This is a genomic window from Faecalibacterium prausnitzii (genome assembly GCF_003324185.1).
Classification (GTDB): Bacteria; Bacillota; Clostridia; order Oscillospirales; family Ruminococcaceae; genus Faecalibacterium; species Faecalibacterium prausnitzii.
This window is the reverse complement of the sequence record NZ_PXUP01000010.1, coordinates 81192-99982: the sequence shown is the minus strand read 5'-3', so window position 1 is coordinate 99982 and position 18791 is coordinate 81192. Positions and strand designations below refer to the sequence as shown.

The following is an 18791-nucleotide window of genomic DNA, read 5'->3' as shown; positions in this document are numbered from 1 at the left end:
AAGGAGGGACACCACATGAAACTGGAACATTTCGGCATGGCTGAGCCGGGGGACTGCCGGTTGGTATTCACGGCAAGCGCGGAGGAGCTGGCCGCTGCGCTTGCAAAGGAGCAGGCCGCCCCGGACGCCCCGCAGGACGAGGAAGAACTGCTGACGGCAGCGGTGAACCGCACCATTCTGGAGGGCTTTGACCCCCTTTACCGGCAGCTGGTGCAGGAGCAGCAGCTTGTACCGGTGACCGACCCGGATTTTGAGCTGCTGGCGGTCAACAAGGCCGAGGGCTTCCGGGCGGGGGCACAGTTTTACACCCTGCCGCCGCTGGAGCTGGGACGGGACACCGGCTTTGTGCAAGCTATCGAACCCCACCCGCTGCGCCGGTTGACCATTGAACTGGAGATCAACCGCAGCTACGGTGATGAAGAGCGCGCCGCCGATGCCGCAGGCAAGGCCGCGCTGCGCGACCGGGTGACCCGGGAGCTCTACGCAAAGCGCTGCGCACAGGCCAAGGACAGGGCAGAGAAGGAGCTGGTCTGGCAGCTGGGCGATGAGGTGACCGGCCCGGTGCCAAAGCGGCTGGAAGCGGGCAACTACTTTGCCGAGCAGCGGCAGTTCAATCTGAGCTTACAGGCTAACGGCGTCAACTTTGACCAGTTCTTAGCCGTGCGCGGGCAGACGGTAGAACAGTTCCGGCAGTGGCTGCACCGGCAGGCAGAGCGCAAGCTGCGCAGCTGGCTGGGGCTTTTGCTGGTGGCTGAGCGGGAGGGCTTACAGCCCACCGAAGCCGAGGTGAACGCTGCTCTTGCGCACTGGAACGAAAAGCTGGACGGAGAGCGCACCTTCCCCGCCAACGACACCCGCAAGGTGCGCCAGCGCCTTGCCCGGGCAAAGGCTGCGGCCTTTGTGGTGGCGCATTCCACCCTCACCCCACCGCCGTCCGAACCCCTTGTGCAGGAACCGGAAGCAAAATAAAAATGATGGTTCTCATGCCATGGCGGGCAGTCTGCAGACTGCCCGCCATGGCTTTTTTCTGCAAAAAAAGAGACAGCGGCGCACCCGCAGGTACTTCCGCTGTCCCGAATGTTATTCTTTTATTCCAGATGATGCTTCCGGCAGAATCTTTTGCTCACCCAGTACATCCCGCCCCACAGCAGGACTGCGAGCACAAGGTAGACCGGGTTTTTCAGAGCGCTGACCAGCGACTGCCCAAAGACAGCCATCATGGCCACCATCAGCCCCTTGCCCAAAAGGACAGCGCGCAGGTAGCGCCTTTCGTCAAAGTCCGACATCCCGAAGGCAAAGTGCATGAAGGAGGTGGGGGTGAAGGGCAGCAGCGACAGCATGAACAGGGACGAGGTATCGAAGCGGTTCACCCACTGCTGTGCCTTTTCCAGCTTAGGGGAGCGGCTGGCTACTTTCCAGAAAAAGCGCTTGATGAGCCGCCGCCAGAATAAAAACATGATGATGCCGCCCAGCGCTACGCCTGCCCAGCTGTACAAAAAGCCCAGCAGACCGCCGTGTGCGGCTACGTTCAGCGCCACAATGGCAATCAGCGGCAGCGGCGGAAAAAAGGACTCCACCATCGCCAGCAAAATGGGCACAAGGGGGCCCAGCCCCTCAAAGCCCACCAGCAGCGCCTCCCAATATTCCAGTGTTCCAAGCTGGTGCACCCAGCCCATCAGTGCGGTTTGCATCCTGTGTCCGATCCCTTTCTGTGCAGCGGTGCCGGGACGTTCCCGGGCAGGCTGCATCATGCTTAGTATATCCATTCTCTATGACAGAGCCATGAACAGAGTGTGCATTTTTCGACACGTTCTGTGCTCTGTTATCTATACTACGAAACGGAAGAGGATTTTCCTGCCTTTATTTTTCCGCAGCCTGCTTTTCAGCCTTGGCGCGCATCCGCTCCAGCTGGGCGGTGCGCAGTTTTTCCCAGCGGGCAAGGCTTTCGGCATCCGGCATCTGGGCGCAGCGGGCAAAGCTCCAGTGCAGGCCGTCCCGGCGGGACAGCTTGTACCGCTGGAACACGCCCTGCCCGGCGGCGTTGCCGCTGCCGGTGCAGCTGGGGCACTGGCACAGGGTATACCAGCTGTTGCTGCCCTTTTTCAGCCAAATCTCGTCCGGCTGCAGGGTGGTGCCGCACTCCGGGCAGGGCATCTGGCTGATCTTTGGCTCAGCCCGCCATGCGTACTGCTCCACATAGCCGTGGAACACCGTAAAGTCCCGGTAGTCGCCGGGGTTCTGGCACAGGCTCTGGCGCAGCGCCTCGTCCTCAGTGGGGTAGGCGGCAAGCCCGGCGCGCAGATCCAGCAGGCGGCAGACGTCGGCGGTGTACAGAGTATCGGAAAGCGCATCGTGGAAAGGGCGCTCCATGGGGATGCCCATGCGGGTGACCACGCTTTCCAGCGTCATGCCCTCGCCCTCCTTGCGGGGATGCTCCCGCAGAAAGACCTGCTGCAAATCGTACCAGACGGTGGGCCTAGACTCGTCCAGGTTGCACAGGAACAGATTCTGCTTGAGCACCGGCACGTCATCCAGACCCCACTCGGCAAACTCGGCATCCGGGCCGCACCACTGCATAAAGCGGCGCAGTCCCTGCACGATGGGCTCGCCCTTGTCCAGATCGGCCTGCGTCAGGCCGGTCACCTTGGCGATATGGTGCTGCAATTTGCGGAAGATGCGGGGACGCAGATGGATGGAAAAGGTGTCCAGCACATTGGCATCCTCGTCGATCTTTACAGCGCCGATCTCCACGATCTCGCCCCGCAGGGTCTGCTGCACCCCATGGTAGTTAAAGGTATACGGCTGGTAGCCGATGTTCCATTCCAGATCAAATAAAACCAAGTTACGCGGCATTGCTTTGTTAGTCCTCTCGTAAAATAAACTTCTCCACGGCCTCGGCCACGCCGTCGTGGTTGTTGTCGGCGGTGGTCACATAGTCGGCGCAGTCCTTTACCGGCTGCTCGGCGTTCTGCATGGCCACGCCCACCCCGGCGTAGGCGATCATGGAGCGGTCGTTCAGGCCATCGCCGCAGGCCATCAGGTTCTCGCGGGTCAACCCCATGCGGCGCAGAAGCTCTGCCAGACTGCCGTCCTTGGCTACGCCCAGCGGCACCGCCTCGATAAAGAAGGGGCTGGAGGGGTACAGGTCGGCGCGGCCCGCAAACTGCTGCTGTCCGGCGGCGCACACCGCGTCCCGGCGGGCGGGGTCCAGCGTGATAAGCATCTTGCACACGGGGTAGTTCACATAGGATGCCAGATCGTCCACATGGATCATGGGCAGCTTGGTGGTAAAGCACTCCTTGTTGGCCCACTCGTCCTTGTCCCGCTCACAGACGATGCCCTCGCGGTTATAGGTCAGGATGGCAATATCCTGCGCGGCGGCAAAGGCGCACAGCTCGGGTACAAGGGCGGGGTCCAGCGTCTTTTCCACCAGCGTCTCGCCGGTGCGGCAGTCCACGATCTTGCCGCCGTTGTAGGACAGGATGCAGCCGCCCTTTTTGTCCAACCCCAGCTCCTCAGCAAGCGGCTGGATGCCGGCGGTGGGCCGACCGGACGCCAGCACGATGGTAACGCCTTTTTCAATGGCGGCGTCCAGCGCGGCGCGGGTGCGCGGGGTGACGAGTTTCTGGTCGTTGGTCAGGGTGCCATCCAGATCCAGCGCCAGCACTTTGATATCAGACATATTTAAAAGATCCTCTCATTATAGAAGTATATCTCAGCTTGCTCTTTCTATTGTACAATGAAAAGCCCCCTGCTTGCAACCCTTGCAGGGCGGTTCGGTGCAAAAAGTGCCTCGGCGGCGGGCGTTACAGGCAGATTTTACCTGTTTTGCCCGCATTTTACACCGCCGCTCTTCCGTGCGCCAAAGGTTTACCTAAGTGTTACACGGGGCTGGTTTCGCCGCTGCGGGCGGTGCGCTACAATACAGGTGTTCCCACAAGAAATAGTAGAACCGCCCCAAGCCGGGCTGAAAAAAGAGAGGATATCTGTTATGAAGAATGCGAAAATTTCCCGCCGCAGCTTCCTGAAAGCCGGTGCCGTGGCATCGGCAGTGGGGATGCTGTCGGCTGCACCCGTAGCCGTTCACGCCGCCGAGACGGATGCTTCTGCCGCAGCAGACGAAGAGAACGGTCTGCTGGACGTGTTCAAAAAGCCCAAGTACGTTTTCCTGTTCATCGGCGATGGCATGGGCACTGCCCAGATCCAGTCCGCACGCTTCTACAAGGGCACTGTGGACAACAACGGCGCTGTGACCGAGGCTGACCTGAGCTTTACCAGCTTCCCGCAGGTGGGCAGCGTGACCACCTACGACAGCACCTCCTTCTGCCCGGACTCTGCTTCCACCGCAACCTCCATCGCCACCGGCCACAAGACCGAGAGCGGCGTCATCAATATGTGCCCCTGGACCCGCGATGTGCCCTACGAAACCATTGCCGAAAAGCTGCACGCCCAGAAGGGCTATAAGGTGGGCGTCATCTCCACCGTGAACATCGACCACGCCACCCCCGCTGCCTTCTATGCCCACCAGAAGACCCGCAAGAACTACTACGAGATCGGCGTGGAGCTGGCAAACTCCGGCTTTGAGTACTTTGCCGGCGGCGAGTTCCAGAAGGTGAACGGCGATGGCACCGGCCCCGACAACCATACCGTGGCTGCCAACGCCGGTTACAACGTGGTCACCACGCAGGCCGGTGCCGCTGCCCTGACCGCCGGTGCTGGCAAGACCCTGATCATTGCCGAGAATCTGGGCGATGGCAAGGCCATGAACTACGCCATGGACGCTGCCAACGGCGAGTGGCAGCTGACCGACTATGTCAAAAAGGGCATTGAACTGCTGAACAACAAGAAGGGCTTCTTCCTGATGACCGAGTCCGGCAAGATCGACTGGGCCTGCCACGCCAACGATGCCGCTGCTTCCATCCACGATGTGCTGGAGATGAGCAACGCGGTGCAGGCTGCGGTGGACTTCTACAATGCCCACCCCAACGAGACTTTGATCCTTGTCACCGCCGACCACGAGACCGGCGGCATGGCCATCGGCTACAAGACCACCAACTACGACACCTTCCTGACCAATCTGGCACACCAGAAGATGTCCTACGCAAAGTTCGATTCCACCTATGTGCAGGGCTACATTGCCAACAAGACCCCCTTTGAGACTGCCATGCAGGACGTGAAGAACGTCTTTGGCCTGACCCTGCCCACCGACCCCGCTGCCGCCAGCGCAGGCAAGCTGCTGCTGACCGACTACGAGGTGGAGAACCTGCGCAAGGCCTACGAGCGCACCCTGCAGGTGGGTTCCTCCAGCCAGAGCAAGATGAGCCAGCAGGATTACGAGCTGTACGGTACCTACATCCCCTTCAGCATGGCTGTCTGCCACACCATCAACCACAAGTCAGGTATGGACCACACCACCTACGCCCACACCGGTGCCATGGTCAACGTGTACGCCATGGGTGTCGGTGCCGAGAAGTTCGGCGGTGTATACGACAACACCGAGATCTACCACAAGCTGGCTGAGCTGACCAAGGTTCAGTAAGACAGTAAGTAAGAACCCCTGATTTTCCCACCTCACTTCCTGTTCCACTTTTCCACAACCAAGCCGCAAAATGTGCAAAACCCTCCCTGCCGCAAGCGCAAAGACTGCGCCCGACGGGGAGGGTTTTGTTGTAATGTCAATGCTGAATGCTTCAGGCCTTCATTTCGGGAAAGCCCTCCAGCTTGGAGGTGCAGTGGGGGCAGCGCACAGCCTTGATGGAGATCTCGCTCTGGCAGTAGGGGCACACCTTGGTGGTGGGCTCCTCCGGTGCGACGGGTGCCTCGGGCTTTTTATGCAGGGAGTTGACAAACTTGATCACAACGAACAGCACAAAGGCCACGATGAGGAAGTTGATGACGGAGTTGACGAACTCGCCGATCTTGATGCTGGAGCCGCCCAGTCCGATGACCACATCGGAAAAATCCGCCTTGAAGAACAGGCCGATCAGCGGGTTGATGATGTCCTCCACCAGCGCGGTGACGATGGCGGTGAAGGCACCGCCGATGACAACGCCCACTGCCATGTCCAGCACGTTGCCGCGCATGGCAAACGCTTTGAACTCTTCAAAGAACTTTTTGATGCCGCTTTTTTTCTCTTCCATAGATAAACCGCTCCTTCTTATCCCCTTTTTTTACCGCAAGGGGTTCTTTTATTTTTATAATAGCGTATCGTGCGGCGATTTGCAAGAGTAAAGCAACCCCTTTTATAGAAAATAAAAAGTAGCCTCTCTCGTGAAAAAACGATCCCGGAAAGTCCGCAGACTTTCCGGGATCGTCCAATTCAAAAATAATTTTCTGCCGGTTTATGTGCTATAAAGATGCTTATGCCGCGGGCTGCTCTGCGGCAGCAGGCTGCGGGTCAGCAGTCACCGTAATGGTGCGGCTGATGGTACTGCAGGAGTAGTTGCCCCCCGCCTTGGCGGTCTGGGTGTAGGTGCCGGGCTCGGTGGGCACGCCGTTTATTTTGCTGCTGAAGCACAGGAAGGTCTTTTTCTTGTAGGTGTAGCTCACCTTGCCGTTTTCAGCCACCTGTCCGTCCGAGATCACCTTGGCGGTCAGATCAGCGCTTTGCAGCTGAGAGACGGTCATGCTGGCCGGGGCATCGGCTGCCCAGCTCAGGCTGACGTTTTCGGTCTTGGGCTTGATCTTGAACATGGCAAACCCGGCGGCGTTGATATCGCTGCTTTCCAGCGCGATGGCACCGGCAAAGTACTTGCCGCTGTCCTTGGGCTGCTCGTCCAGATAGATGCGGCTCAGCGCACCCTCGGGCAGATACTTGCGGATCAGGCTCAGCGCCAGCTTCATGCCGTTGGAAACATTCTTCACCGTGGTCAGGTAGCTGGCCGGGACAAAGAAGCTGACGGTGTCCATCACCGACACTACTTCGTCCGCCACCCGCAGCAGCACGCCGACATCGTTGCCGTCGATCAGCTGCTTGAGGTAGCTGTATACATTGAATTCCTCGGCCTGGTCCGGGGTCTGGGACATCTTTTTGGGCAGGGGGATCAGCTTGAGCAAAGTGCGCAGCTTATCCGAGATCATCAGGGTCACATAGCCGTAGGCTTCGCCGCTGGTGCCCAGCACCACGGCAATATACTGGGTGTTTTCGGGCCGGGTCTCCACCTCCAGCTTATAATCGGAACCATAGACAAGGTTTCCGGTCGCCCGGATGCGGATGTTGACAATATCATTTTCATCCTCTGCCGCGCTCAGCGCTGCGGCATCGGGCAGTTCCTCGCTGACAACAGCGGTGCTTTCCGGCTGCTGAGCTGCCGCCGAAGCAGGCATTGCCAGTACACCAAGCATCATGCTGACTGCGAGCAGGAGCGAGATCCATCGTTTGGCCTTCATACGAAAACCTCCTTTGTTATTTGGTATCATACTCACATTTTACCGCAAAATAATCCTAGGGTCAATAACGGGATTCAAGCCGGGCGCATCACTCCCCGATATAGGTAAAGCGGGGCTGGGTAACGCCGTCCCGGGTCACGGTTTCCAGCCACATGGCGGCGGGGCGCACCCACAGCCCGCCCTCGCCGTACAGGGCGCGGTACACCACCATTTCCTCCTCGGTCTCGCTGTGGCGTGCCACGCCCAGCACCTGATATTCGTTGCCTTTAAAGTGGCGGTAGCGCCCGGGGCGCACCGGATATTGCAGTTCCTTCATAACTGTTTCCTTCTCTTTCTTCAAAAAAGGGCTGCTGCGCCGGGCGGGTGCAGCAGCCCACAAACCTTATGTTATAAATATTACAGTGTGCTGTCCGTTCCATCGCCGGGGGTCTGCTCGGCAGAGTACAACAGCATCAGGTGGTTGGCCGAGGCTTCCAGCTGGCTCTTGGCCTGCCGCAGGGCGGCTTCCTCGGTCTCGTTCATCTTTTCGGGTTTATCCTTGCGCAGGCAGTGGCGCAGGTTGGCAAGGTCGGCCTTCACGCGGGCCTTTTCGTCCTTGTCCAACTCCTTTTTGCACTTGGAAAGCGCCTCGTCTACCTTGTAGGCCAGCACCTCGGCCTGATTGTGCAGGTCCAAGCGCTCCTTGCGGCGGCTGTCCTCAGCCTCGTAAGCGGCGGCGTCTGCCATGGCGCGCTGGATCTCGTTTTCGGAAAGGTTGGTGCTGCCGGTGATGGTGATGTTCTGCTCCCGCCCGGTGGCAAGGTCTTTTGCAGATACCTTCACCACGCCGTTCACATCGATATCAAAGGTGACCTCGATCTGGGGCTTGGACGAAAAGCTTGCCCGGATGCCGTTCAGCTTGAACTTACCCAAAGACTTGTTATCCCGCGCAAAATGGCGCTCACCCTGCAGAACGTTGATCTCCACGCTGGTCTGCATGGGACGGGCGGTGGTAAAGATCTGGCTCTTGCGGGTGGGGATCATGCTGTTGCGGGTGATCAGCGGGGTGGCCACGCCGCCCAGCGTCTCGATGGACAAGGTCAGCGGGGTCACGTCCATCAGCACCAGCCCCTGCGCTGCCGCGCCGGTGGCACCCGCCAACTTGCCGCCGCCCTGCAGCAGTGCACCCTGCACCGCTGCACCCATGGCGACGCACTCGTCCGGGTTCAGGCTGTGGCTGGGCTCCTTACCCAGCAGCTCCCGCACCTGCCGCTCCACGGCGGGCATCCGGGTGCTGCCGCCCACCAGCAGCACCTTGCCCAGCTGGCTGGCAGAGATGCCGGCATCCCGCAAGGCGTTCTGCACCGGGGGCACGGTGCGGGACAGCAGATCGCCGGTCATCATCTCGAATTGCGGGCGGGACAACGCGATATCCAAGTGGTGCGGCCCGTCCTTGCCCACCGCGATAAAGGGCAGGTTCAGCTGGGCAGAGGGCGCACTGGAAAGCTCCTTCTTGGCCTTTTCCGCTTCCTCCTTCAGCCGTCCCATGGCGGCAGGGTCGCGGGTCAGGTCGATGCGGTCAGACTTTTTGAACTCTGCCACCGCGTACTCCACGATGCGCTGGTCAAAGTCGTCGCCGCCCAGATGGGTGTCGCCGCCGGTGGCCAGCACCGTAAAGGTGCCGTCCTCGATCTCGATGATGGACACGTCAAAGGTGCCGCCGCCAAGGTCGTAGACAAGGATCTTCTGCGCGGCTTCGTTGTCCAGACCGTAGGCTACCGCGGCGGCGGTGGGCTCGTTGATGATGCGCAGCACGTTCAGCCCCGCAATGCGGCCTGCATCCTGCGTGGCCTTGCGCTGGCTGTCATCAAAATAGGCGGGCACGGTGATGACGGCTTCGGTGACAGGCTCGCCCAGATAGCTCTCGGCGTCCCGGCGGATCTTGGCAAGGATCATGGCGCTGATCTCCTGCGGGGCAAGGTCCTTGCCGTCAATATGCGCCCGGTAGTCCGAACCCATGTACCGCTTGATGCTGGAGATCGTGCGCCCGGAATTCGTGGCGATCTGGCGCTTGGCCGCGCCGCCCACCAGACGCTCGCCGTCCTTGGTAAAGGCCACCACGCTGGGGGTGGTGCGCTCGCCCTCTGCGTTGGTGATGACCACGGGCTTGCCGCCCTCCACCACCGCCACACAGGAATTGGTCGTACCAAGATCAATGCCGATCACTTTGCTCATACTGTTTCCTCTGTTTCTTGTCCGCCGTGTCTGCGGGCTGATTTTTCTCCAGTCTATCTTACCGGACGGCTGTGACCATTTTTTAGTCCAATTGTAAAGATTCTATGTTATATGCTGCCGGAGCCGTGGGCGGCTCGTGGGTCAGCGCATAGAGCAGCTGCTCGGCCTCCTGTAACCAGCGGTCGGCGTCCGGCTCGTGCTCCCGCTGCAAAATGGTAAAGGCCTGCTTTGCCTCTGCCGCCTGCGCCAGCGCCTTTTTGCGGGAGGTGTAGCGCGTTTCAAACTGCGCCAGCCGCAGGCAGATCCGGGGCGTATACTCGATATCCGGCACCGCTGCCGCGTTCTGCCGCGCCCGGCGGTACCACAGCAGTGCCTTGCCGTTGTCGCCCCGGGCGGCGCAGTCGTCGCCAAGGTTCAAAAGGGCGATGGGCTCTCCGCTTTCGGCAGCGGCTTTCCACAGCTTGCGCGCCTGCGCAGCACTTTTTGGCACGCCGCGCCCCTGATACAGGCACTCGCCCAGCAGCGATAGCCCGGCAGAACTGCCCTGCTCGGCGGCTTTCTGGTAGCACTCTGCCGCTGCCGCCCAGTGTCCGGCGCGGGCAGCTTCTTTACCGGCTTCGGCCTCCTCTGCGCCGGGACCCTCCGGGGTGTGGCCTGCGTGCAGCAGACCGTTGAGCAGCGCACCGTCCAGCGAGGCGGAATTGCTCCACGGGTCCAGCACCACGCCGTCGATGCCCGGGGTGTCCAGCGCCAGCTGCATGGCCTGCTCCAAGGTGCGGTCAGCCATGGGGCGGCTGCCGGTACTGCGGTCCGCACCGGCCGCTGCCACCGAGGTGAACAGCGGCAGCCAGCAGCGCCCTTTATCGTTGCGCAGCGTCCACAAGGCAAGGCCGTCGGCCTTTTCCGCCGGGATGGGGTGCTCCATCCACGGGGCGGGCGCACCCTGCGCCGAAAGCGCCGTCTGCAGCGGCACCAGCACATGGGTCTCCAGTTCCAGCGCATAGTTCAAAGCGCTCATCAGGGCCCAGAAGCTCTCCTCGTTCTGCCCCTTGTACAGCCCCTGCACCGCCTGCTCGATGGCCGGGCAGCCGGTGCCGCGCGGGCTGTACACCGGTGCGGTGCGGCTGCGGCGGCTGCCCACCGGGCGGAAGCGTACCCCGCCGTCTGTTCGTCTTGCCATTGTGTTCACCATACTTCCCTATCAATCTCAGCTCTAGTATAACAGGATTTGGCAGCTTGTACAATGCAAAACACAGCTGCGGCACTGGATTTTCAGTATACATCGCGTTATAATAAGGTGTATTTTGACCCCGAAGGAGGAATTTTTTTGAACCGGATGCTTGGCTACCTGAAGGGCTACGAGCGCGAAAGTGTGCTTGCACCGCTCTTTAAGATGCTGGAAGCCACCTTTGACCTGTTCGTGCCGCTGGTCATGGCCGATATCGTCAATGTGGGCATTGCAGCACATGACCTGCATTATATTCTGGTGCGGTGCGGCCTTTTGCTGCTGCTGGCTTTCATCGGCCTTACCTGCAGCCTGACCGCGCAGTACTTTTCCGCCAAGGCGGCGGTGGGCTATTCCACCGCGCTGCGGCACGCCTTGTTTGCCCATATCCAGAGACTGAGCTTTTCAGAGATGGATACGCTGGGCACCAGCACCCTCATCACCCGCATGACCAGCGATGTCAATCAGGTGCAAAGCGGGCTCAACCTGTTTTTGCGCCTGTTCCTGCGCAGCCCCTTTGTGGTGCTGGGCGCTATGGTCATGGCCTTTACGGTCAACGCCCGGGCGGCGATGATCTTTGTGGTCACCATCCCGCTGCTCAGCGTGGTGGTGTTCGGCGTGATGGTGATCACCCGACCGCTGTACAAGACCGTGCAGACCCGGCTGGATCGGGTGCTTGGCCTGACCCGCGAGAACCTGACCGGCGTGCGCGTGGTGCGTGCCTTTGATAAGGAGCAGAGCGAGATCGACCGCTTTGAGGACGCCAACGCCCTGCTGACCGGGATGCAGCTGCATGTCGGCCACCTTTCGGCGCTGATGAACCCGCTGACCTATGTGCTCATCAACCTTGCCATCGTAGCGCTGCTGTATGTGGGCAGCATCGAGATCAACGTAGGCGGCATGGCCTCCGGTGATGTCATCGCGCTGGTAAACTACATGAACCAGATCCTTGTGGAGCTGGTAAAGCTTGCTAACCTCATCGTGCAGATCAGCAAGGCGCTGGCCTGTGCAGGCCGTGTGCAGGTGGTGCTGGATACCAAGCCCGGCATGACCTTCCCGGCAAAGCTTCTGGGCGAAGTGGCTGAGGACAAGACCGGCGATGCCGTGCGCTTTGACCATGTAGGCCTGACCTACGCCGGGGCGGGCGCACCCAGCCTGACCGATATCAGCTTTACCGCCAAAAAGGGCCAGACCATCGGCGTCATCGGCGGCACCGGCAGTGGTAAATCCAGCTTGGTGAACCTCATCCCGCGCTTTTACGATGCCACCGAGGGCAGCGTGGAGATCTTTGGCTGCCCGGTGGCCAGCTACCCCCGGGACGCCTTGCGCGGCAGGGTGGCGGTGGTCATGCAGAAGGCGCAGCTCTTCGGCGGCACTATCCGCTCCAATCTGCTGTGGGGCAACAAGGATGCCACCGATGCCGACCTGTGGGCGGCGCTGGAAACGGCACAGGCCGCAGACTTTGTGCGTGCAAAGCCCCTTGGGCTGGACGAGCCGGTGGAGCAGGGCGGACGCAATCTTTCCGGCGGACAGAAGCAGCGGCTCACCATCGCCCGTGCGCTGGTGGGCAAACCGGACATTTTGATTTTGGATGACAGCGCCAGTGCGCTGGACTACGCCACCGACGCCGCCCTGCGCAAGGCACTGGCGGCGCTGCCCGGGGCGCTGACCGTGTTCATCGTCAGCCAGCGTGCCGCCAGCTTGCAGCACGCCGACCAGATTCTGGTGCTGGATGACGGTCATCTGGTGGGCATCGGCACCCACAGCGCACTGCGCAGCAGCTGCCCGGTGTACGAGGAGATCTACGAGAGCCAGTTCAAGAAAGGGGAGGCAGAAGCATGAGTGCAAAAGCAAAAAACAAGCTGACCCCGCAGCAGCGCAAGGCCACCCTGAACCGGGTACTGCACAAAATACGTCCGTACAGCGCTTTTGTGGTGTGCAGCTTGTTGGTGGCAGCGGTCAGCGTAGCCGCCCAGCTGTATATCCCCATCCTGTGCGGCGATGCCATTGATAAGATGCTGGGCAAGGGCAATGTAGACCTTGCCGGGGTGCTGCGCATTGCGGTGAGCATTCTGGTGGTAGCCGCTGTGGCTGCCTTTGCCCAGTGGCTTTTGAGCGTGTGCAACAACCGCATCACCTTCTCGGTCAGCCGCGACCTGCGCAACGAGGCGCTGCGTAAGATCCAGACCCTGCCGCTGTCCTATCTGGACAGCCACCCCTCCGGCGATATCGTCAGCCGCATGGTGGCAGATGTGGACACCTTTGCGGACGGTCTGCTGATGGGCTTTACTCAGCTGTTCTCCGGTATCCTGACCATTTTTGGCACGTTGCTGTTCATGCTGCGGGAGAACGTGCCCATCACGCTGGTGGTGGTGTGCATCACCCCGCTGAGCCTTGTGGTGGCGGGCTTTCTGGCAAAGCGCAGCTACGGCTACTTCCAGAGCCAGAGCACCGTCCGCGGCAAACAGACCGCGCTGGTCAACGAGATGATCGAAGGCCAGAAGGTGGTGCAGGCCTTTGGCCATGAAGCCGAGAGCCTTGCCGCCTTTGACGAAGTGAACGGACAATTACAGGAGGTGAGCCTGAAGGCCATCTTCTTCTCCAGCCTGACCAACCCCGCCACCCGCTTTGTGAACAACATCGTGTATGCGGGCGTGGGTCTTGTGGGTGCGCTGTACGCCGTGCGCGGCGGCATCACCATCGGTCAGCTCAGCGTTTTTCTGAGCTACGCCAACCAGTACACCAAACCCTTCAACGAGATCTCGGGCGTTGTCACCGAGCTGCAAAACGCACTGGCCTGCGCCGCCCGGGTGTTTGAACTGCTGGACGCCGAGGATCAGGTACCGGAGGCTGAAAACGCCGCCGCGTTGCAGCCGGACGGCCATGTGCAGTTACAGGATGTTTCCTTCCGCTATCTGCCCGACCGTCCGCTCATCGAGGGGCTCTCGCTGGATGTGCAGCCCGGCCAGCGCATCGCCATCGTAGGCCCCACCGGCTGCGGCAAGACCACCCTGATCAACCTGCTGATGCGGTTCTATGATGTGAACAGCGGCAGCATCAAGGTGTCCGGCACCGATATCCGAGATGTGACCCGCGCCTCCCTGCGCGGCAGCTACGGCATGGTGCTGCAGGACACATGGCTGCGTGCCGGTACGGTGCGGGAGAACATTGCCTACGGCAAGCCGGACGCCACCATGGACGAGGTGATCGCCGCCGCCAAGGCCGCCCATGCCCACAGCTTTATCCGCCGCCTGCCCGAGGGCTACGATACCGTCATTGCAGAGGACGGCGGCAACATCAGTCAGGGACAAAAGCAGCTGCTCTGCATCGCCCGCGTGATGCTCTGCCTGCCGCCCATGCTGATTCTGGACGAAGCCACCTCTTCTATTGATACCCGCACTGAGGTACGCATCCAGAAGGCTTTTGCCCGCATGATGCAGGGACGCACCAGCTTTATTGTGGCGCACCGCCTTTCCACCATCCGGGAAGCAGACGTCATCCTTGTCATGAAGGACGGCCACATCGTGGAGCAGGGCAGCCACGACCAGCTGCTGGCACAGGGCGGCTTCTACGCCAAGCTCTACAACAGCCAGTTCGAGGGCGTGCAGACCTGAGAGTGCTGTTGTATCCTATCCAGCCTGTAATAACAAGCAGCGAAAATTCGTTTTGTTGATTAAAACAGGCTGAACGGGCACTCGTTCATAAAATGTTAATAATATATTAACATTCAGTACACCACTTTTCGGTATACATAGGGCAACAAAGGCGCGCAGTGCGCCGAACCCCCGCCAAAAAGGGCAAAAACGCGCAGACTGCTGTGGTGTGCAGCGGGTCTTGGAAATGCCCTTGGTACAGGAAAGGAAACGTTACTTATGAAAATTGGTTTTTGGGAACTTATCGTCATCGTCATCGTGGCGTTTGTGTTCATCGGCCCGGACCAGCTGCCTGTCTACGCAAAGAAGATCGGCAAGATGCTCCGCGAGCTGAAGAAATACACCGGCGCTGCTTCTGAAGAGATCCAGAAGAACGTGGTGGAGCCGCTGAATGAAATTCAGGCTCCCCTGAAAGAGGCTGTTGCCCCCCTGACCGATATCAAAAAGGATATCGACAGCAGCATGCGGGACGTGACCAAGAGCTTTACCGGCATTGGCAAGACCAGCAAAGAGGAAGCCGCCAAGAAGCTGGCTGAGACCGAGGAGGTCACCGACCTGACCGAGGACACCGTGGAGGAACTGCCCGAGCAGCCCGCCGAAGCCCCGGCTGAAACTGTGGAGGCTCCCGCCGAAAAGCCCGAGCAGCCCGCCGCTGAGCCGGTGGCTGAACCTGTGCAGGAAGCCCATGCCGCAGCCGAAGCGGCTGCCGAAGCTGCACCCGCTGAGGAAGCAAAGGTGTAAGCGCCCCTACTTATTGATGGATGCACCCGCGCCCGCGGTTGCCAGATACATTCTGTAATACGCCCGCCACGCGGCGCGGCAAGAAAAAGGAGATATTTATTATGCGTATTGGTACTAATGAACTGCTGATCATTCTGGTTGTCGTTCTGCTGATCTTTGGACCCAAGAACCTGCCGAAGCTGGGCAAGATGTTCGGTAAGACCATCAACGGCTTCAAGAAGGGCATGGAGGACGAGGACGCCGAGCAGTCCGAGGAGACTGTAAAGAAGGCTGATAAGAAGGACGAAGACGAGGAGTAATTGTGGCTACAAACAAAAAGCGCAAAAAGAAAGCCGAAGTCATGGCAGAGGACGGCAGCATGACGCTGACCGGCCATCTGAAAGAACTGCGGAACCGGCTCATCATCTGCGCGGTGGTGTTTGTGGTGGGCGTAGTGGTCTCGCTGGCGTATGCAGATCGTCTGATCGATCTGCTTACCGCCATGGGCCGCGACTATTACCAGTTCGTGTCCATTGCCCCGCAGGAAAAACTGATGCAGTATTTCCGGGTGTCCATTCTGGCCGGTGTGGTAGTAACGGTGCCTGTGGCCTTTTACAACATCTACGCCTTTGCAAAGCCGGGTCTGAAAAAGAGCGAGAGCACCTTTTTCAAGCTGGTCATGCTGCTGGGTCTGATCCTGTTCTGCGTGGGCGTGCTGTTCGCCTATAAGCTCATGATGCCGTTCATGCTGCGGTTCCTCAGCACCGGCATCGAGGGTGCAGAGTACATCCAGACCACCACCAGTATCGAGAGCTACGTCAACCTCTGCCTGACCATGTTCATCATCTTTGGCTGCGTGTTCGAGATGCCGCTGATCACCATCATCCTTTCCAAGATGGGCATCATCAACCCGCAGATCCTCAAGCAGGTGCGCGGCGTAGCCATCGTGGTCATCTTCTTCATCGCCGCTGTGGTCACCCCGCCGGACATCGTGTCCCAGTGCATGGTGGCTTTCCCCATGGTGCTGCTGTATTTCGTCAGCATCTTCCTGAGCGGCATCTTCTATAAGCCGCGTGATACGGATGAGGATGACGAGGAAGAAGAGGAGAGCGAGGACTGATCCCGCTTCCGTTCCGGTTTTCATCAACTGAATCAAACGCCGCTGCACAGCCGTGCAGCGGCGTTTCTTGTTGGCACGGAAACAAAAAAGCTGCCGCACAGCTTTGTGCAGCAGCCTATGAGAAAATAAAGGAGAAACGCAGGTTCAAAAACGATTATTTGCCCAGATGCCAGATATCGCGGTCGTACTCGGCAATGGTGCGGTCAGAGGAGAACATGCCAGCCTTGGCAATGTTCACAAGGCACTTACGCCGCCAGCCCGTGGGGTCGCAGGCGTAATCGCTGAGCGCCTGTCCCTTGCGCACAACGTAGGCATTGAAGTCCGGCAGGGTCTGGAACCAGTCCTTGTGGATCAGCTCATCATGCAGGCGGGTCAGGTTTTCGGCATGGCCGGCGGCCAGCATCTCCGGCCCGGTGAGGAAGCTGATGGCGCGGCGGATGTTGGCATCGCCCTCCACCCACTGGGCGGGGTCGTAATCGCCCACGGCGTAGCGGTGGATGACCTGATCGGAGGTCTGGCCGAAGATATAAATGTTCTCCTCGCCCACCTGCTGGCTGATCTCCACGTTGGCACCGTCCATGGTGCCCAGCGTCAGCGCGCCGTTCAGCATAAACTTCATGTTGCCGGTGCCGGAGGCTTCCTTGGAGGCAAGGCTGATCTGCTCAGACAGGTCGCAGGCCGGGATCAGCTTTTCGGCGGCGGTGACGTTGTAGTTTTCCACGAACACCACCTGCAGCCACTTGGACACCTCCGGGTCTGCGGCAATGACCTTGGAGAGGGTCAGCAGCGCATGGATGATGTCCTTTGCAATGGTGTAGGCGGGAGCGGCTTTCGCGCCGAAGATGCTCACCAGCGGCACAGCGGGCAGGTGCCCTGCCTTGATCTCGTAGTACTGGTGGATGAGGTACAACAGGTTGAGCTGCTGGCGCTTATACTCGTGCAGGCGCTTGGACTGGATATCGAACACTGCATCGGTGTTCACAGTCACCTTCTGGGTGTGCAGCAGCCAGTCGGCAAGCGCTTCCTTGTTGGCCTTTTTCACGGCGGTCAGCTCGCTGAGCACCGCATCGTCATCGACAAAGGCCAGCAGCTTTTCCAGCTCGGCGGCATCCTTGCGGAAGCCGGAACCGATATGCTTTTCCAGCGTGGCGGTCAGGCGCGGGTCGCATTCCAGCAGCCAGCGGCGGAAGGTGATGCCGTTGGTCTTGTTATTGAACTTCTCCGGGTACAGCTCGTAGAAGCCGTGCAGCTCGGAATTTTTCAAAATCTCGGTATGCAGCGTTGCCACACCGTTGGTGGAGTGGGTAAAGTGGATGTCCATGTGTGCCATGTGCACCCGGTCGTCCTTGTCGATGATGGCAAGGCTCTCGTCCTCGGTGCGGGTGCGTGCCAGCGCATCCAGCTTTTCAATGATGGGCATCAGCTGCGGCACCACGGCATCCAGATAAGCGCGGGGCCACTTTTCCAGTGCTTCGGCCAGAATGGTGTGGTTGGTGTAGGCGCAGGTCTTGGTGACGATCTCCACGGCCTCTTCAAATTCGATGCCGCGCTCGCCCAGCAGACGGATCAGCTCCGGGATGACCATGCTGGGGTGGGTGTCGTTGATCTGGATAGCGGCGTAGTCCGCCAGATCATGGAAGTTGCAGCCCCGGGCGGCGCACTCGGCCAGAATGAGCTGTGCACCGGCAGAAACCATCAGGTACTGCTGGTACACCCGCAGACGGCGGCCCGCCTCGTCGGAATCGTCCGGGTAGAGGAAGAGGGTCAGGTTCTTATCAATAGCGGTCTTGTCGAAGGCAATGCCGTCATGGACGATGCTCTCGTCGATGGTGTCCAGATCGAACAGGTTCAGGGTGTTGGTGCGCCCCTCGTAGCCGGTAACCGCCAGCTTGTACAGCCGGGCGGTGTACTCCTTGCCCGCCAGCTCCACCGGGTAGGTGGTGTCGGTCTTTTCCGCCCAGCTGTGGGCAGTCAGCCACGGGTCGGGCTTTTCGTTCTGCACGCCGTCCTCAAAGGACTGACGGAACAGACCAAAATGGTACCGCAGACCCACGCCGTCGCCGGGCAGGTTCAGCGTTGCCAGAGAGTCAAGGAAGCAGGCAGCCAGGCGCCCCAAGCCGCCGTTGCCCAGAGAGGGCTCCGGCTCTACCTCTTCAATATCGGAAAGGCGCTTTCCGGCAGCAGCCAGCGCAGACCGGGCTTCATCGTACAGCCCCAGATTGATGAGGTTGTTGGACAGCAGCTTGCCAATAAGGAATTCGGCGCTGATATAGTACAGCTTGCGCCCGGTAACCGGCTGCACGCGGTCGGCGCTCTTCTGCCGCACAAGTTCCAGCAGTGCAAGATACAGTTCCTGATCGGTGCAGTCTGCCAGCAGCTTGCCGGTGATACTCTGTAACGTTTCGGTAAAGCTCATAAAAGCATCCTCCTTTGCTACGGAAAACAGGTTTGACATCTGTACCTCAAGATA

Annotated in this window: 16 protein-coding genes; 7 read left to right on the top strand and 9 right to left on the bottom strand. The window is 59.9% G+C overall.

What is annotated here, in order from left to right; genetic code table 11:
* Positions 1–15: 15 nt before the first annotated feature.
* Complete coding sequence (locus tag C7J97_RS08515) at positions 16–969, top strand: SurA N-terminal domain-containing protein (RefSeq protein ID WP_113992627.1); 954 nt, start codon at positions 16–18, stop codon at positions 967–969.
* 119 nt (positions 970–1088) lie between these two features.
* Here C7J97_RS08515 and C7J97_RS08510 read toward each other — a convergent pair whose 3' ends face one another.
* The 3 genes from C7J97_RS08510 to C7J97_RS08500 form a co-directional block, all read right to left on the bottom strand.
* Positions 1089–1766 carry a TVP38/TMEM64 family protein gene (locus C7J97_RS08510; protein WP_242983475.1) on the bottom strand — a complete coding sequence of 226 codons (678 nt, stop codon included), beginning with the start codon at positions 1764–1766 and terminating at the stop codon, positions 1089–1091.
* 94 nt (positions 1767–1860) lie between these two features.
* Complete coding sequence (locus C7J97_RS08505) at positions 1861–2841, bottom strand: 3'-5' exonuclease (RefSeq protein WP_242983474.1); 981 nt, start codon at positions 2839–2841, stop codon at positions 1861–1863.
* A gap of 19 nt (positions 2842–2860) precedes the next feature.
* The gene (locus C7J97_RS08500) at positions 2861–3682 is read right to left on the bottom strand and encodes a Cof-type HAD-IIB family hydrolase (RefSeq protein WP_005922828.1); all 822 of its coding nucleotides are present in this window, start codon (positions 3680–3682) and stop codon (positions 2861–2863) included.
* Positions 3683–3991: 309 nt separating this feature from the next.
* Between C7J97_RS08500 and C7J97_RS08495 the strand changes: the two genes are divergently transcribed.
* Positions 3992–5539 carry an alkaline phosphatase gene (locus tag C7J97_RS08495; RefSeq protein WP_113992630.1) on the top strand — a complete coding sequence of 516 codons (1548 nt, stop codon included), beginning with the start codon at positions 3992–3994 and terminating at the stop codon, positions 5537–5539.
* A 151-nt stretch (positions 5540–5690) separates the two neighbouring features.
* Here C7J97_RS08495 and mscL read toward each other — a convergent pair whose 3' ends face one another.
* From mscL to C7J97_RS08470, 5 genes are all read right to left on the bottom strand, one after another.
* Positions 5691–6140 (bottom strand): large conductance mechanosensitive channel protein MscL, encoded by a 450-nt coding sequence (gene mscL / locus C7J97_RS08490; RefSeq protein WP_113992631.1) that lies wholly within the window; start codon positions 6138–6140, stop codon positions 5691–5693.
* A 220-nt stretch (positions 6141–6360) separates the two neighbouring features.
* Positions 6361–7389, bottom strand: coding sequence for a hypothetical protein (locus C7J97_RS08485; protein ID WP_113992632.1), 1029 nt, complete (start codon positions 7387–7389; stop codon positions 6361–6363).
* A gap of 88 nt (positions 7390–7477) precedes the next feature.
* The gene (locus C7J97_RS08480) at positions 7478–7705 is read right to left on the bottom strand and encodes a DUF1653 domain-containing protein (RefSeq protein ID WP_044960207.1); all 228 of its coding nucleotides are present in this window, start codon (positions 7703–7705) and stop codon (positions 7478–7480) included.
* Positions 7706–7785: 80 nt separating this feature from the next.
* On the bottom strand, positions 7786–9603 hold the full coding sequence (gene dnaK, locus C7J97_RS08475; protein WP_005922816.1) for a molecular chaperone DnaK: 1818 nt from the start codon (positions 9601–9603) through the stop codon (positions 7786–7788).
* An 82-nt stretch (positions 9604–9685) separates the two neighbouring features.
* Entirely contained in the window at positions 9686–10783 is a 1098-nt protein-coding gene (locus tag C7J97_RS08470; RefSeq protein WP_113992633.1) for an SseB family protein, read from the bottom strand.
* A 147-nt stretch (positions 10784–10930) separates the two neighbouring features.
* Between C7J97_RS08470 and C7J97_RS08465 the strand changes: the two genes are divergently transcribed.
* The 5 genes from C7J97_RS08465 to tatC all read left to right on the top strand — a co-directional run bounded on the left by C7J97_RS08465 (position 10931) and on the right by tatC (position 16321).
* Positions 10931–12670: an ABC transporter ATP-binding protein gene (locus tag C7J97_RS08465; RefSeq protein WP_316543968.1), complete on the top strand. Its 1740-nt coding sequence runs from the start codon at positions 10931–10933 to the stop codon at positions 12668–12670.
* Positions 12667–14442: an ABC transporter ATP-binding protein gene (locus tag C7J97_RS08460; protein ID WP_113992634.1), complete on the top strand. Its 1776-nt coding sequence runs from the start codon at positions 12667–12669 to the stop codon at positions 14440–14442. The genes C7J97_RS08465 and C7J97_RS08460 overlap by 4 nt, the downstream gene beginning before the upstream one ends.
* A gap of 258 nt (positions 14443–14700) precedes the next feature.
* Positions 14701–15222 carry a twin-arginine translocase TatA/TatE family subunit gene (locus C7J97_RS08455; protein WP_113992635.1) on the top strand — a complete coding sequence of 174 codons (522 nt, stop codon included), beginning with the start codon at positions 14701–14703 and terminating at the stop codon, positions 15220–15222.
* Positions 15223–15323: 101 nt separating this feature from the next.
* On the top strand, positions 15324–15521 hold the full coding sequence (tatA, locus tag C7J97_RS08450; protein ID WP_015537270.1) for a twin-arginine translocase TatA/TatE family subunit: 198 nt from the start codon (positions 15324–15326) through the stop codon (positions 15519–15521).
* 2 nt (positions 15522–15523) lie between these two features.
* Positions 15524–16321: a twin-arginine translocase subunit TatC gene (tatC, locus tag C7J97_RS08445; RefSeq protein ID WP_005922805.1), complete on the top strand. Its 798-nt coding sequence runs from the start codon at positions 15524–15526 to the stop codon at positions 16319–16321.
* Positions 16322–16475: 154 nt separating this feature from the next.
* Here tatC and C7J97_RS08440 read toward each other — a convergent pair whose 3' ends face one another.
* A complete protein-coding gene (locus C7J97_RS08440) occupies positions 16476–18737 on the bottom strand; it encodes a glycogen/starch/alpha-glucan phosphorylase (protein ID WP_113992636.1) in 2262 nt (753 codons plus the stop codon).
* Positions 18738–18791 lie beyond the last annotated feature (54 nt).

Bases quoted from the DNA above. Each gene is read 5' to 3' on its own strand.
- C7J97_RS08515 (WP_113992627.1), top strand. From the start codon at position 16: ATGAAACTGGAACATTTCGGCATGGCTGAGCCGGGGGACTGCCGGTTG.
- C7J97_RS08510 (WP_242983475.1), bottom strand. From the start codon at position 1,766: ATGGATATACTAAGCATGATGCAGCCTGCCCGGGAACGTCCCGGCACC.
- C7J97_RS08500 (WP_005922828.1), bottom strand. From the start codon at position 3,682: ATGTCTGATATCAAAGTGCTGGCGCTGGATCTGGATGGCACCCTGACC.
- C7J97_RS08495 (WP_113992630.1), top strand. From the start codon at position 3,992: ATGAAGAATGCGAAAATTTCCCGCCGCAGCTTCCTGAAAGCCGGTGCC.
- mscL (WP_113992631.1), bottom strand. From the start codon at position 6,140: ATGGAAGAGAAAAAAAGCGGCATCAAAAAGTTCTTTGAAGAGTTCAAA.
- C7J97_RS08485 (WP_113992632.1), bottom strand. From the start codon at position 7,389: ATGAAGGCCAAACGATGGATCTCGCTCCTGCTCGCAGTCAGCATGATG.
- C7J97_RS08480 (WP_044960207.1), bottom strand. From the start codon at position 7,705: ATGAAGGAACTGCAATATCCGGTGCGCCCCGGGCGCTACCGCCACTTT.
- dnaK (WP_005922816.1), bottom strand. From the start codon at position 9,603: ATGAGCAAAGTGATCGGCATTGATCTTGGTACGACCAATTCCTGTGTG.
- C7J97_RS08470 (WP_113992633.1), bottom strand. From the start codon at position 10,783: ATGGCAAGACGAACAGACGGCGGGGTACGCTTCCGCCCGGTGGGCAGC.
- C7J97_RS08460 (WP_113992634.1), top strand. From the start codon at position 12,667: ATGAGTGCAAAAGCAAAAAACAAGCTGACCCCGCAGCAGCGCAAGGCC.
- C7J97_RS08455 (WP_113992635.1), top strand. From the start codon at position 14,701: ATGAAAATTGGTTTTTGGGAACTTATCGTCATCGTCATCGTGGCGTTT.
- tatA (WP_015537270.1), top strand. From the start codon at position 15,324: ATGCGTATTGGTACTAATGAACTGCTGATCATTCTGGTTGTCGTTCTG.
- C7J97_RS08440 (WP_113992636.1), bottom strand. From the start codon at position 18,737: ATGAGCTTTACCGAAACGTTACAGAGTATCACCGGCAAGCTGCTGGCA.